The sequence below is a fragment of the Intrasporangium mesophilum genome, from assembly GCF_054783095.1.
Map to the genome: position 1 here is coordinate 313,820 of NZ_BAAGRF010000009.1, position 13,016 is coordinate 326,835.

Sequence of the window (13,016 nt, forward strand, 5' to 3'; positions counted from 1 at the left end):
GTGACCCCGCGAGCGACCTCAATGTGCGGCGCCGGCGCCCAGGATCTCGAGGTAGTGCTGGTTGTACATGACGCCGACGAGGTTGCCGAACGGGTCCACGACCGATGCCGTGACGAAACCCGGGCCGCGCTCGATGACCGGCTCGTGCGCCGTCGCGCCGAGCTCGAGCAGTCGGGCGTGTGCCGCCTCGACGTCGTCGACGTGCCAGTAGGTCACGGGGCCGGTGGCGCCCGGGGTGCGCCCCGGCGCGAAGCGCGCGTCGACGATGCCGAGCTCGTGCTCGTAGTCCCCGACCCGGAACTCGGCGTATGCCGTGGCGCCGCCGACCTCGCGGGTGAAGTAGGGCTGGGCGCCGAGCAGCTCGGCATACCACTGGGCGGCCGTGGTGACGTCGTCGGCGAACAGGGTGACGGTGGTGAGTCCGCGGAGCATGGCTGGTCCTCTCGGTGTCGGAAGTCGATCGCCGGCGTGGCGATGAGTCCATGCTTGCGCTCAAAGTGATCACCGAATGAGCACTTTAGGCGAGAAGATCTGACCATGCGCGCCGACCGTCTCGTGACTGCCCTGCTCCTGCTCCAGAGCAAGGGACGGCTCACGGCCGGGCAGCTCGCCGCTGAGCTGGAGGTGTCGGTGGCGACCGCGAGACGTGACCTGGAGGCCATGGCGGCGGCCGGCATACCGGTATACCCCCAGCCCGGCCGCGGCGGTGGGTGGGCGCTCGTCGGCGGGGCGCGCACCGACCTCAGCGGACTGACCGCCTCCGAGGCGCAGGCGCTCTTCCTGCTCGTCGGGCCGGCCGCCGCGGTGTCACCGGGGGCCAAGGCGGCCTTGCGCAAGCTGGTCCGCGCGCTGCCGGCGACGTTCCGTACCGATGCCGAGGCAGCGGCCGCAGCCACGCTCATCGACCCGGCGCGATGGGGTGAGCGTGACCGGGAGCGTCCCGACCTCGTCGACCTGCTCCAGTCCGCGGTGGTGCGGCGCCGCAGGGTCCGCCTCGCCTACGCGAGCCGCCAGCACGAGCGGAGCGAGCGGACAGTGGACCCGTGGGGCCTCGTCTCCAAGGACGAGGTCTGGTACCTGCTGGCCGGGACCGACCAGGGCCGGCGCACGTTCCGTGTCGACCGGGTCCTCGCGGCCGAGCCCACCGACGAACTCGCTTCCCGTCCGGACGACTTCGACCTCGACGCGGCCTGGCAGGCGGTCGTCGACGAGATGGAGCGACGCCGTTCCGGCACCTGGGCGACGGTCCTGGTGGAGACCCGCTTCGCGCCGATCCTCGCGGACCAGTTCGGCCGCCATGTCGAGGTCGAGGCGGACCTTCCCGACGGGCGCACGCGCGTCCGGGTCGGCGCGCCGGCACCTCGTGACATCGCGCGGACGCTCGCTGGCTGGGGCGCCATGGTCGAGGTCGTTGAGCCGGACGCCGTGCGCGCCGAGCTCGCCCGCATCGGCGCCGAGCTGGCGACGAGGTATGCCGCGCCCTGACCTGCCCGCGCGCCCACCCACGTCAGCGGCTCCCCTGCCCGGCAACACACCGAGCAGGTGCAAACCATGACGGAAATAACCGTCGAACCGTGCGACTGCTCGGTGTGTTGCGCGCCCACCGGTGGGGGTCCGCCCACTGGCAGGATGTGCGGCATGACGAGCGACGTCCCGCTGAGCGTGCGCACCCCCTCCCCGCTGGGCGAGTTCCTGCGGGAGCGGCGGCACCAGCTGGCGCCGGAGGAGGTCGGGATCAGGCGCGCGAAGGGCCGCCGGCGGGTCGGCCTGAGCCGCACCGAGGTGGCCGAGCTCGCGAACATCTCGGTCGCCTACTACGACATCATCGAGCGTGGCCGCGACCTGCGACCCAGCGACTCCGTCATCAACGGGCTCGCCCGGGCCCTCAAGCTCGACTCCGACGGCCGCGCCCACCTTCGGGCGCTGGCCTCCGGTGCCAGTCCGCGGCGAGCCTCGGAGCCCGAGATCCTCAGCGAGGAGCTCGAGGAGCTGCTCGACGCGATCGACCCGAACCCCGCCTACGTCGTCGGGGCCCGCTGGGACGTCCTCGGCGCGAACCACACGGCCTGCCAGCTGTTCACCGACTGGGAGGGCAAGCGGACCAAGCGCGAGCGCAACCTGCTGTGGTTCTACTGCTGCGACCCGGCCGCGCGCAGCCTCTTCGTCGACTGGGAGCAGGAGGCGGCCGACCAGCTGGCGCTGTTCCGGGAGGCCTACGCTCGGCACCCCGACGACCCGTCGTTCAAGCGGATCCTCGACGAGATCTTCCGCGCCAACCCGGCCGCGGTCGAGTGGTGGGAGCGCTACGATAGTGATCCGACTCGTGGGCGTACCAAGCGAATTCGCCTCGACAGCGGCCAGGTGATCCAGCTGCGGCAGCTCGTCCTCCAGGTCGTCGACGAGCCCGACATCCGCGTCATCAGCTACTTCGCCGACGCCGACGGCGACCTCGACGACATCGAGTTCGACTTCTGAGCCGGCACGCCCGCTGTATCTGAGCCTGGGCCACGGCCTCTGACCGGGAGAACACCTCGAAAGGCCCGTAGCTAGAGGATCAGCGGATAACCGGCATTCTGGCCACGTCGCCGATCTCCGAGGTGTGCAATGAACTCGGAGGAGCCAGTGCCTCGCCATGACGCGCATCTCAGAGGCCGATCCACGGGGTTCCCACGTCGGGTCGCCGCGGGCGGGACCTGCGCGCGCCGGCTCCTGGCGGTGCTCGGCGCGTCGGCCCTCGTTGTCGGGCTGACCGGCCTCGGTGCGACCGGTGCCGTCGTCGCCGATGGCGGCCAGGGCGGCGGGCCCACAGGTCGCGCAGCGGGCCGGTCGGCCTCCGTCTCCCGGCTGTCGCTGACCCCCGCACGAGCGAGCGTGGAGGTCGGACAGCGCGTGGTCTACAACGTCCGGGCCTTCGACACGTCCGGTCGCTCGATGGGTGAGGTGACCGCCAAGGCCCGCCTCTCCATCAGCCCGGACGGGTCCTGCCACGGCAGCCGGTGCACGGCCTCCAAACCGGGCCTCCATCGGGTCACCTCCACCCTGCGCAAGGGTGGCAGTCTCGTCACGGCCACCGCGGTCCTCGTCGTCGAGTCACCCCAGGCCGTCGCGTCCGGGGCCGGCGGTCAGAGCACACGCTCGCACCGGACCGGGGCAAAGGCGCTCGCCCAGCAGCTTGCGAACACGGGTCAGGCCACGGGCTCGGCACACGCCGCCGCGAAGCCCGGCTCGCACCCACCGCCGCGCTACACCATGCTGAGCCGGCCCGGAGGCTCGGCCGCGAACACCGGCACCTCCAAGGCGACCTCGACCCCACCGGCACCGCGCCTCGTGCTCAGCCCGGCAAGGAGGTTCGTCACGCCCGGTGAGCGGGCGGCATACACCGCGGTCGCGTTCGACGCGTCCGGCCGGTCGCTCGGCGACGTCACCAGGAGCACGACGTTGACGATGACGTTCAGCGCCAACGGTCGCGCCACGGCACGCCCCGACGGCTCGTGCAGCGGCGCCGAGTGCACGGCGACCAAGCTCGGACGTCACACCGTCACCGGCACCACCAGCATCGGCGGGACAACGGTCACAGGCTCGGCAGCCGTGCAGGTCGTCCCCAAGCACCGGCACGCCGGCTCGGTCCGCGGGCTCGCCTCGATCGAGGTCCGGCCTGGATCAGCGGCCATCGAGTCCGGGGGAGGCATCACCTACGTCGCGCTCGGGTTCGACGGCGACCATCGGCTCCTCGGCGACGTCACGGGCATCACCGACTTCACGGTCGGACCGGACGGCTCGTGCACCGGCGCCCGCTGCACTGCCACGGTGCCGGGACCGCACACGGTGACGGGCATGGTGACGTTCACGAGGGCCCAGATCAGCGACACCGCCGACCTGCTCGTCACGCCGCAGGTCACCGGCCTGCTCCTCGAGCTCAGCGCGACGACGGCGCGGATCGGGCAGCCGGTCAGCTTGACGGCATACGGCCTGGACGGTGCGGGCGTGCGGGTCGTCGACCTCACGGCGGTCACCCGCCTGTCGATGGGCCGGGCCGGCACCTGCACCGGGCGGACGTGCACGCCGACCTCCACCGGGGACCACGACGTCTCCGGCACGGTCATGGTCAGCGGCCGGATGCTGAGCGACACCGTGGGACTGCGCGTCCTGCCGGCCGACTCGAACGTCGTCATCCCTCCCGTGGTTCCGCCCGTGGTCATCCCGCCCGTGGTCCCCCCGGTGGTCCCGCCGGTGGTCAACCCGCCGACGACCCGGCGCGTCACGGGGGTCGCCCTGGACGCCTCGACCCGCGTGATCGGAGCGGGAGGATCGGCCGGGTATGCCGTGAGGGGGCTCGACGAGCAGGGGGTCCCCTTCGTCGACCTCACCCAGGCCGCGGTCATCATGATCACCGCACCCGGCTCGTGCACCGGCTCGCGCTGCACGGCCACACGCGCGCAGACCTATACCGTCACCGGCACCGTGCGCCTGCCGGAGGGCACCTTCAGCGGCATCACGACCCTCGACGTTGTCCCCGGGCCGGTCGACTCCGTGGTCCTCGCACCTGCCCACGCGAGCGCCAAGGCCGGCGAGAGCGTGACGTTCCGCGCGCGGGCCACCGACGCCTTCGGCAACGACGCGGGCGACGTCACGTCGCGCGCGACGTTCACGATGACGCCGCCCGGCTCGTGCGCCGGCGCTACGTGCACGGCGTCCAAGGCGCAGTCGTATGCCGTCGACGGCAGTGTCGCCGTCGCGGGCCGCGTGGTGGGTGGATCGGCGGTCCTCGACGTCTCGGCCGGCCCGGCGGTGACGTTCGTCCTCGACCCGCCCGTGGCCATCGCCACGGCCGGCTCGCGAGTGTCCTACCGCGCGATCGGCTCCGACGCGTTCGGCAACCGGCTCGGCGATGTCACCGCCTCGACGATCACGATCGAGCCGGACGGGTCCTGTTCTGCTGCAGCCTGCTCCGCCTCACACGTCGGGCCGCACACGGTCACCGGCACCGCCCGCCTCGGCGAGGGGACCGTGGCGGCCCACGCCGACCTGCTCGTCCTCTCGACCGACATCGTCACGCTGCGGCTCAACCCGCGGGCGGCGCAGATCGGTCCCGATCAGAAAGCCACGTACTCAGCCATGGGCCTCGACGGCGCGGGCCGCGCGGTCACCGACCTCACGGCATACACCACGCTGTCGATCGGCCGGGACGGGTCGTGCACAGCCGACACGTGCACGGCAGCCGTTCTCGGGCCGCACACCGTGACTGGCACGGTCCACACCGCCCAGGGCTCCGTCGGCGGCAGCGCTGCACTCGAGGTCGTCCCCGGTGCGACGATGGCCGGCACCGCCGGGCCGCTTGCCGCAATCGAGCTCAGCCCGCGCACGGCTCAGGTCGACACCGGTGCGCGGATCACGTACATCGCGACCGGGCTCGACGACCAGGGCGCGCCGATCGGTGACCTGACCGACCGGGCCACCTTCACGATCAGCCCGGACGGCTCCTGCGACGGCTCGACCTGCATCGCGACCTCGCCCGGACCCCACACGATCACCGGCACGGTCAACGGCGTCACGGGGGTCGCGCCTGGAGGTGCCCCCGGCCCGACCGGCGGCCCGACCGGCGGCCCGACCGGTGGCCCGACCGGCGGCCCGACCGGCGGCCCGACCGGTGGCGCGACGGGCGGCTCGACCGGTGGCGCGAGCCCGGGCGCGACCGGCGCCCAAGGGCCGTTGGCCGACCGCCCGTCCAGCGGCGTCGCGGTCTCCCGTTCCGTCGCTTTCCGTGAGGCCCCCAGGGCGCTGGCGGCGGCTCCGTTCACCGCGTCGGCGGCACTCTCGGTCACGGCCGGACCCGGCTCGTGCATCGTCCGGCCGGACAACCTGACCACCCTCACCGCGACCACCCACGAGGTCAGCGGTGGCGCCTCGGTGCGGGTCGACGGCTCGTTCGACCAGCAGTTCGCCACGTGCGCCGTGGTCGTCCTGCTCGACGGCGACCCGATGGCCGACCAGACCCTCATCGGCGCGGACGGCAGCATCGTCGCCTCCGGGATCGTCTCGACCGCCTCCGGTCGGCAGGACGGGACGGTCATCGTCGTCGGGCCTGATGGCCTTGCGCTCAAACGCGTCGCGTTCCGGATGCCGCCGACGTCGGCACCGAACTGGCCACTGTGGATCCTGCTCGTGGTGGCCTTCGTGGCGATCGCGACGCTCGCCAGCGCCGAGCGCGACCGAAGGCAGCGGCGGTGGATCGCCCAGCACGTGAACGTCGCACCCGTGACCGTGCAGGGGACGGTCACCAGCGGTCTGGACCGTGACGGTGACAGGTCCCACTCCATCCACCTCGTGCCGCGGACCGGCCCCGGCACGATCGACGTGACGCAGGAGACAGAGCGATGACTGCGGAACCCGCGACCCAGGGCATCAGCGCCGCCGCATTCCTCTTCGACGAGAAGAACGACAGTGTCAAGGCGCTCGCCGAGGCCCTCAAGGACAGCGGTGTGGTCGCCACAGCGACGGCGGGGCTGTCGAACCTGACCCGAGCCGGGCTCAACGCCGTCGGCGGCCAGATCGCGTCGATCGCGCACGACCTGGTGGACATCGAGTTCGACGAGCTCATCCTCGAGGGGTGGCGCAAGTTCGGCGACCTCAACGCGGCCGCCAAGCGGACGAGGGATGCCAGCGGGACGAGTGAGGTCGTGGACCTCGCCGCGCACCACATCACCTCGAACCACAACCCTCGCGTGGAGCTGCGGGTCGACGACATCACGATCGCGAAGGTGACCTTCGAGCTGTCGCTCACGTTCACGCTCAAGGCCGTCGTCGCCACCGTCCGGGCCGGGCGCCTCGTCGCGCTGCATGCCGGACAGTGCGACGTCGAGGGCTCGCTCAAGGCAGAAGGAAAGCAGCTGGCCAAGCGGACCGGACACTTCGAGCTGCCGCTGCTGATCCGTCTCGGCAACGGGGTCCCGCTGCTCGTCGACGACGGCCTCGAAGCGGTCGGCGGGAGCGCCACCGTCGTCGAGGCAGAGACGGTCGATGGCGGCGAGGCGACCGTCGACGGTTCGAGGTAACCGGATCGAGGTGATATGCCGGCGTATGGCACGACGCATCACCTCGAACCCGCATCACCTCGACCGGCGCACACGAGAGGGCGCCCCGACCCACGAACGGTCGAGGCGCCCCCCGGTCGGAAGCCGATAGGGCTCAGCGCTTGCGGCGCGACGTCCCGAAAATGCTACGCGTGATCTCGCGGCCGATCACCGTCCCGGCCGAGCGGAGCATCGACTTGAACGCCGACGACTCGGCGACCTGCTGGATGATGCTCGGCTCCTCCTTCTCGGCCTTTCGCGGCGCAGGGGCAGGAGCGGCCGGCGCCGGAGCCGGCTCCTGGGCCGGCGTGGGCGCCGCCGCCAACCGCTTCGCGAGCAGCTCGTAGGCCGACTCGCGGTCGGTCACGTCGGCATACTTCGCCTTCAGCGGCGACGCCGCGATGAGGGCGTCGATCGTCGGCTGCGGCGACGGGTCCATCAGGGAGTTCGGGGCCTTCATCCGCGTCCACGCGACCGGCGTCGGCACGCCGCGGTCGGACAGGACCGTCACCACGGCCTCGCCGATGCCAAGGCTCGTGAGCAGCTTCTCCATGTCGTATGCCGTGTGCGGGTAGGTCGCGATCGCCTGCTTGAGCGCCTTCGCGTCGTCCGGGGTGAAGGCCCGCAGGGCGTGCTGGACGCGGTTGCCCAGCTGCGCGAGCACGCCGGACGGCACGTCCTTGGGTGACTGGGTGACGAAGAAGACGCCGACGCCCTTGGACCGGATCAGGCGCACCGTCTGCTCGATCGCGTCGAGGAACGGCTTGCTCGCGTCGTTGAACAGCAGATGAGCCTCGTCGAAGAAGAAGACGAGCTTCGGCTTGTCGACGTCGCCTTCCTCCGGCAGGTCGTGGAACAGGTCCGCCAGCAGCCACATGAGGAAGGTCGAGAACAGCTGCGGCCGGTCCTGGACCCCGGGCAGCTCGAGGCACGAGATGATCCCTTTGCCGTCGGCGCCGACCCGCAGCAGGTCGCTCGTGTCGAACTCGGGCTCGCCGAAGAAGGCCCCGGCACCCTGGTCCTCGAACGTGATGAGGTTGCGCAGGATGACGCCCGCGGTCGCGCTGGACAGGCCACCGAGGTCCTTGAGGTCGGCCTTGCCCTCGTCGGACGTGAGGTGCGAGATGACCGCGCGGAGGTCCTTGAGGTCGAGCAGCGCCAGGCCGTTCTTGTCGGCATAGTGGAAGATCAGCCCCAGGCTGGACTCCTGGGTGTCGTTGAGGCCCAGCACCTTGGACAGCAGGGTGGGGCCGAAGCTCGTGATCGTCGCGCGGATCGGGATGCCGCTGCCCTTGCCGCCGAGCGAGTAGAACTCCGTCGGGTATGCCGTCGCCGTCCAGTCCATGCCGACGTCCGTCGCGCGGGCCGTGATCTTGTCACCGCCCTCACCGGGCGTGGCCAGGCCCGACAGGTCGCCCTTCATGTCCGCGAGGAACACCGGGACGCCCTGCTCGGCCAGCTGCTCGGCCATGAGCTGCAGGGTCTTCGTCTTGCCGGTCCCCGTCGCGCCCGCGACGAGGCCGTGGCGGTTCAGGACACTGAGCGGGATCTGCACGGGCGCGTCCGGATGCGCCACGTCGTCCACGACGGCGGCTCCTAGCTTGAGCACGGCCCCGTCGAAGGCGTAGCCCGCATGGATCTCGTCGATCTGGGTGGAGCTCGTGGTGCTCGACGCTGAAGTCTCGGTCACGGTTGGCACTCTATCCGCCACTCCAACAGGTTCGCTGACTATGCTGACCCGGTGATTTTCAAGGCCGTCGGCGACTCCCGCCCGTATCCAGACCACGGACTCGAGACGACGAAGGACTGGTCCAACGTGCCGCCCCGCGTGGTCCAGCTGGGCGAGCTCATCACGACCAAGAGCACGCTCGACCTGCGCGGGCTGCTCGCCGACGACTCGACGTTCTACGGAGACCTCTTCCCGCACTGCGTGGAGTGGGAGGGCGAGCTCTACCTCGAGGACGGCCTGCACCGGGCGCTACGCGCCGCACTTCAGCAGAGACCTGTCCTGCACGCCCGAGTCCTCGTACTCTCCTGACACGAGCCGTTCGGCCTGGCGGACGGCCCCGACCGAGGAGTCTGGATGTCGCAGGTCGTCGACGAAGGGGACGGCACCTACAGGGTGAGGCGCCAACGGCGCTCGATGGTCGTGCTCGCCATCGTCCTGCTCGGCCTCGGCGGCGCCTTCTACTACGCATCCTCCTACTTCCGCGCCAGCAACCCCGAGCCCGGACCGTGCACGACGGCGACGACGAGCGCCGGGCTCAAAGCCGCTGACGTCAGCCTCAACGTCTACAACTCCACTGACCGGCGGGGCCTCGCCGCCGCCGTGGCGAAGGTGGCGCGCGACCGAGGGTTCCAGGTGAAGTCCGTCGCCAACGACCCCAAGCACGCCGACGTCAAGCAGGTCGCGCAGATCCGCTTCGGACCAGAGGGTGCAGCATCGGCCAAGCTCGTCCATCTGCATGTCCCCAAGGCCGTGCTCGTCAACGACAAGCGCAAGGGCGACACGGTGGACCTCGTCGTCGGGGCCGGCTGGCGCAGCTTCGGGGCTCCGCCGGCGGGCAGCACACCGACCCAGACGGGGCGGCCGTGCCCGACGGTCACCGTCACGCAGTGAGGTGACCGTCGGATATGGCCCCACCACCCCCGAGTCGATGTGATCCCGCGCGCTGTACGCCGCGCAGATACATCGACCCGACGGGTGGGTGGCGAGTCACGACGCGTAGGGGATGCGCTCCCACGACAGCACGTGGTCGGCACCCGGACGGTTCACGGTCACCGTGAGGAAGTCCTTGTTGTTCGACGACCCGTCGACGGTGATCCGGGCCAGGTTGTCGGCCGAACCGGTGACGCCGTAGAACGACAGCCACTTCGACCCGGCCGCGAGCGGCTTGTCGGAGTTGAAGACATGGCTGTCACCGTTGAACAGGTACACGTCGCCGTCGAACGCGTTCGACTGCGCGACGAGCTCGGCCACGAGCGGCTGGAAGGCGGAGTCGTCGGCCCAGGTCACGTTGTACGTCGGGTCGAACATGTCGGCCTGCAGGAAGAGTGCGACCGCGCGGTCGTGACGCTGGCGCGCCGAGTCGAAGGTCTGGCGCACGACCGAGATCGCGTTGTCCATGCGGGCCTTCTCCTCCGCCACCTGCTCCGTCGTCGGCGTGGAGAAACCGAGCTCGGGCCAGGGCAGGAGGCCGTCGTTGCTCCCTACGACGTGCAGGACCGCCAGGTCCACGCCCTGCCGCCGGAGCGTGACGTTCTCCGGGAACCCTGCCGCCGCCTGCGAGTCAACGGTGACCGGGTCGGTGCCGAGGGTCTGGCCGGGCGTGGTGAAGAACGTCGAGCGGATCCGCGTCAGGCGCTCGAGCGGGTTGTAGGTGCCGTTGTTCGTGCGGTGGCAGTCGGTCCACTCGTTGTCGCCCGGCGTGTAGATGAGCGGCATCGTGAACCGGTCGAACTGCGTGCGGATCATCGAGAAGTACTCGTTGGTGCACTTCGACGAGCCGTTCTTGATGTCGCCGACGTGGATCGTGAACGACAGCCCCGGGGTCGCGTTGATCTGGTCGATCCAGGAGGGGAACTTCGCGATCTGCTCGTCGCCGTAGGGCACGTCACCGATCACAGCGAAGGTGTAGTGCCCCTCCTTCTGCTGGCCGGGGTTGTCAGCGGCGAACGCGGCCGCCGGGACGATGAAGAGGGCGGCGCTCAGGGCAGCCGCGGCGTGGGTGCGAGAAAGGCGCATGTATGCCGTTCTCCCGCAAGCGAGTTAACGGCGGCTCCACACCTTCGTGAACGTCAGGCGTCCAGGTCGGTCATCGTTGCGACGATGAGGGCCTTGATCGTGTGCATGCGGTTCTCGGCCTGGTCGAAGACGATCGATGCCGCCGACTCGAACACGTCGTCGGTGACCTCCAGCTCCTTGAGCCCGAACCGCTCGTGCACGTCCCGGCCCACCGCCGTCTCCAGGTCGTGGAAGGCCGGCAGGCAGTGCATGAACTTCACGCCCGGGTTGCCGGTCAGGGCGAGCAGCTCCGCGTTGACCTGGTACGGGGAGAGCAGCTCGATCCGGTCGGCCCACACCTCCTTGGCCTCGCCCATCGACACCCACACGTCGGTGTGGATGAAGTCGACGCCCCTGACGCCCTGCGCCACATCCTCGGTCAGCGTGACCCGGGCACCCGAGTCGGCGGCATACCTCCTGGCGATAGCGACGACGTCGTCGGCCGGCCACAGCGACCGGGGCGCCACGATCCGCACGTCCATCCCGAGCATCGCCCCCGTGACGAGCAGCGAGTTGCCCATGTTGAACCGCGCGTCGCCGACGAGCGCGTAGGAGATCTCGGCATCGGGCTTGCCGGCGTGCTCCCGCATCGTCAGCGCGTCGCAGAGCGACTGCGTCGGGTGCCAGTCGTCGGTGAGGCCGTTCCACACCGGGACTCCCGCCCAGGCGCCGAGGGTCTCGACGATGTCATGCCCGGCGCCGCGGTACTGGATGCCGTCGTAGAACCGGCCCAGCACGCGCGCCGTGTCCTTGATCGACTCCTTGTGGCCGACCTGGGATCCCGCGGGGTCGAGGTAGGTCGTGCTCGCGCCCTGGTCGGCGGCCGCGACCTCGAACGCGCACCGTGTTCGGGTCGAGGTCTTCTCGAAGACGAGCGCGATGTTGCGGCCCGCGAGGCGGCGCTCCTCGCGGTGCTCCCGCTTTGCCGCCTTGAGCTCCGCGGCGAGGTCGAGCAGCGCCCGGAACTCCTCCGGCGACAGGTCGATCTCCTTGAGCACGTTCCGGCCGTGCAGAGCAGCAAGCGGTGCGTTCATGGCCCGATGCTAGTTACGTCGCGACCAGGCTCCACCACGGCGTCCGTCCCACCCACCCTCTCGTCGAGTGGGCGCCCCGTCCCACGACCCCCACCCGGTATGCGGGGATGCCTGTGACCGAGCGGCCACTCGAGGTGGTCCCACCCCGCCCCGACGGCGTCGAGTGGCCGCTGAGTCCCACGACCCCCACCCGGTATGCGGGGATGCCTGAGACCGAGCGGCCACTCGAGGTGGTCCCACCCCGCCCCGACCCAGTCGAGTGGCCGCTGCGTCCCACGACCCCCACCCGGTATGCGGGGATGCCTGAGACCGAGCGGCCACTCGAGGTGGCCCCACCCCGCCCCGACGGCGTCGAGTGGCCGCTGCGTCTCACGATCCCACCCGGTCTGCGGGGATGCCTGAGACCGAGCGGCCACTCGAGGTGGTCCCACCCCCGCCCCGACGGCGTCGAGTGGCCGCTGAGTCCCACGACCCCCACCCGGTATGCGGGGATGCCTGTGACCGAGCGGCCACTCGAGGTGGTCCCACCCCCGCCCCGACGGCGTCGAGTGGCCGCTGCGTCTCACGACCCCCACCCGGTATGCCGGGATGGATGAGACCGAGCGGCCACTCGAGGTGGTCCCACCCCGCCCCGACGGCGTCGAGTGGCCGCTGCGTCTCACGACCTCCACCCGGTATGCGGGGATGGATGAGACCGAGCGGCCACTCGAGGTGGTCCCACCCCGCCCCGACGGCGTCCAGTGGCCGCTGAGTCCCACGACCCCCCACCCGGTATGCCGGGATGCCTGAGACCGAGCGGCCACTCGAGGTGGTCCCACCCCGCCCCGACGGCGTCGAGTGGCCGCTGCGTCTCACCCTGGTCCAACGACGACAGCCCCGGCGCTGGCGCGCCGGGGCTGTCGTCGTTGGCGGAGGATGGGGGACCCGCCGGCGCACTTGGGCTCGTTCCTCGCCCGAGTGCTTCGGGCTCCCGGCATCTCCCACCCTTCCGCACACACGAAAGCCCCCCGTCGCAAGCTCCGGGGGGCATCGTGTTGGCGGAGGATGGGGGAGCCGTCGGTCACTCGTACCTCGCTCCCTCCTCCCAAATCCCGGAGACTCCGCCAACGATGACAGCCCCGGCGCTGG

11 protein-coding genes are annotated in these 13,016 nt (G+C 70.9%); 7 read left to right on the top strand and 4 right to left on the bottom strand.

What is annotated here, in order from left to right:
• Positions 1-18 precede the first annotated feature (18 nt).
• Complete coding sequence (locus tag ACYVLP_RS08900; RefSeq protein ID WP_460626984.1) at positions 19-432, bottom strand: VOC family protein; 414 nt, start codon at positions 430-432, stop codon at positions 19-21.
• A gap of 105 nt (positions 433-537) precedes the next feature.
• Here ACYVLP_RS08900 and ACYVLP_RS08905 point away from each other — a divergent pair, with 105 nt between their 5' ends.
• The 4 genes from ACYVLP_RS08905 to ACYVLP_RS08920 all read left to right on the top strand — a co-directional run bounded on the left by ACYVLP_RS08905 (position 538) and on the right by ACYVLP_RS08920 (position 7,052).
• On the top strand, positions 538-1,485 hold the full coding sequence (locus ACYVLP_RS08905) for a helix-turn-helix transcriptional regulator (protein ID WP_460626985.1): 948 nt from the start codon (positions 538-540) through the stop codon (positions 1,483-1,485).
• A gap of 153 nt (positions 1,486-1,638) precedes the next feature.
• Positions 1,639-2,475, top strand: a complete 837-nt coding sequence (locus ACYVLP_RS08910; protein ID WP_460626986.1) for a helix-turn-helix transcriptional regulator — start codon at positions 1,639-1,641, stop codon at positions 2,473-2,475.
• 129 nt (positions 2,476-2,604) lie between these two features.
• Entirely contained in the window at positions 2,605-6,378 is a 3,774-nt protein-coding gene (locus ACYVLP_RS08915; RefSeq protein ID WP_460626987.1) for a hypothetical protein, read from the top strand.
• Complete coding sequence (locus ACYVLP_RS08920; protein WP_460626988.1) at positions 6,375-7,052, top strand: hypothetical protein; 678 nt, start codon at positions 6,375-6,377, stop codon at positions 7,050-7,052. Before ACYVLP_RS08915 ends, ACYVLP_RS08920 begins: the two co-directional genes overlap by 4 nt.
• A gap of 133 nt (positions 7,053-7,185) precedes the next feature.
• On the opposite strand, the gene ACYVLP_RS08925 is transcribed toward ACYVLP_RS08920, so the two are convergent.
• The gene (locus tag ACYVLP_RS08925) at positions 7,186-8,760 is read right to left on the bottom strand and encodes a helicase HerA-like domain-containing protein (protein ID WP_460626989.1); all 1,575 of its coding nucleotides are present in this window, start codon (positions 8,758-8,760) and stop codon (positions 7,186-7,188) included.
• A gap of 51 nt (positions 8,761-8,811) precedes the next feature.
• On the opposite strand from ACYVLP_RS08925, the gene ACYVLP_RS08930 reads away from it, so the two are divergent.
• Entirely contained in the window at positions 8,812-9,108 is a 297-nt protein-coding gene (locus ACYVLP_RS08930; protein WP_020145941.1) for a type II toxin-antitoxin system VapB family antitoxin, read from the top strand.
• Positions 9,109-9,153: 45 nt separating this feature from the next.
• Complete coding sequence (locus tag ACYVLP_RS08935; protein WP_460626990.1) at positions 9,154-9,690, top strand: LytR C-terminal domain-containing protein; 537 nt, start codon at positions 9,154-9,156, stop codon at positions 9,688-9,690.
• Positions 9,691-9,786: 96 nt separating this feature from the next.
• Here ACYVLP_RS08935 and ACYVLP_RS08940 read toward each other — a convergent pair whose 3' ends face one another.
• Together ACYVLP_RS08940 and argF are read right to left on the bottom strand one after the other, a co-directional pair.
• Positions 9,787-10,815, bottom strand: a complete 1,029-nt coding sequence (locus tag ACYVLP_RS08940; protein ID WP_460626991.1) for a metallophosphoesterase — start codon at positions 10,813-10,815, stop codon at positions 9,787-9,789.
• A gap of 53 nt (positions 10,816-10,868) precedes the next feature.
• Positions 10,869-11,888: an ornithine carbamoyltransferase gene (gene argF / locus ACYVLP_RS08945; RefSeq protein ID WP_460626992.1), complete on the bottom strand. Its 1,020-nt coding sequence runs from the start codon at positions 11,886-11,888 to the stop codon at positions 10,869-10,871.
• A gap of 588 nt (positions 11,889-12,476) precedes the next feature.
• Here argF and ACYVLP_RS08950 point away from each other — a divergent pair.
• Positions 12,477-12,677 (top strand): hypothetical protein, encoded by a 201-nt coding sequence (locus ACYVLP_RS08950; protein ID WP_460626993.1) that lies wholly within the window; start codon positions 12,477-12,479, stop codon positions 12,675-12,677.
• Positions 12,678-13,016: the final 339 nt, after the last annotated feature.

Excerpts from the sequence above, each read along its gene's own strand:
- ACYVLP_RS08920 (WP_460626988.1), top strand. The coding sequence starts at position 6,375 with ATGACTGCGGAACCCGCGACCCAGGGCATCAGCGCCGCCGCATTCCTC.
- ACYVLP_RS08905 (WP_460626985.1), top strand. The coding sequence starts at position 538 with ATGCGCGCCGACCGTCTCGTGACTGCCCTGCTCCTGCTCCAGAGCAAG.
- ACYVLP_RS08900 (WP_460626984.1), bottom strand. The coding sequence starts at position 432 with ATGCTCCGCGGACTCACCACCGTCACCCTGTTCGCCGACGACGTCACC.
- ACYVLP_RS08950 (WP_460626993.1), top strand. The coding sequence starts at position 12,477 with ATGGATGAGACCGAGCGGCCACTCGAGGTGGTCCCACCCCGCCCCGAC.
- argF (WP_460626992.1), bottom strand. The coding sequence starts at position 11,888 with ATGAACGCACCGCTTGCTGCTCTGCACGGCCGGAACGTGCTCAAGGAG.
- ACYVLP_RS08935 (WP_460626990.1), top strand. The coding sequence starts at position 9,154 with ATGTCGCAGGTCGTCGACGAAGGGGACGGCACCTACAGGGTGAGGCGC.
- ACYVLP_RS08910 (WP_460626986.1), top strand. The coding sequence starts at position 1,639 with ATGACGAGCGACGTCCCGCTGAGCGTGCGCACCCCCTCCCCGCTGGGC.
- ACYVLP_RS08940 (WP_460626991.1), bottom strand. The coding sequence starts at position 10,815 with ATGCGCCTTTCTCGCACCCACGCCGCGGCTGCCCTGAGCGCCGCCCTC.
- ACYVLP_RS08915 (WP_460626987.1), top strand. The coding sequence starts at position 2,605 with ATGAACTCGGAGGAGCCAGTGCCTCGCCATGACGCGCATCTCAGAGGC.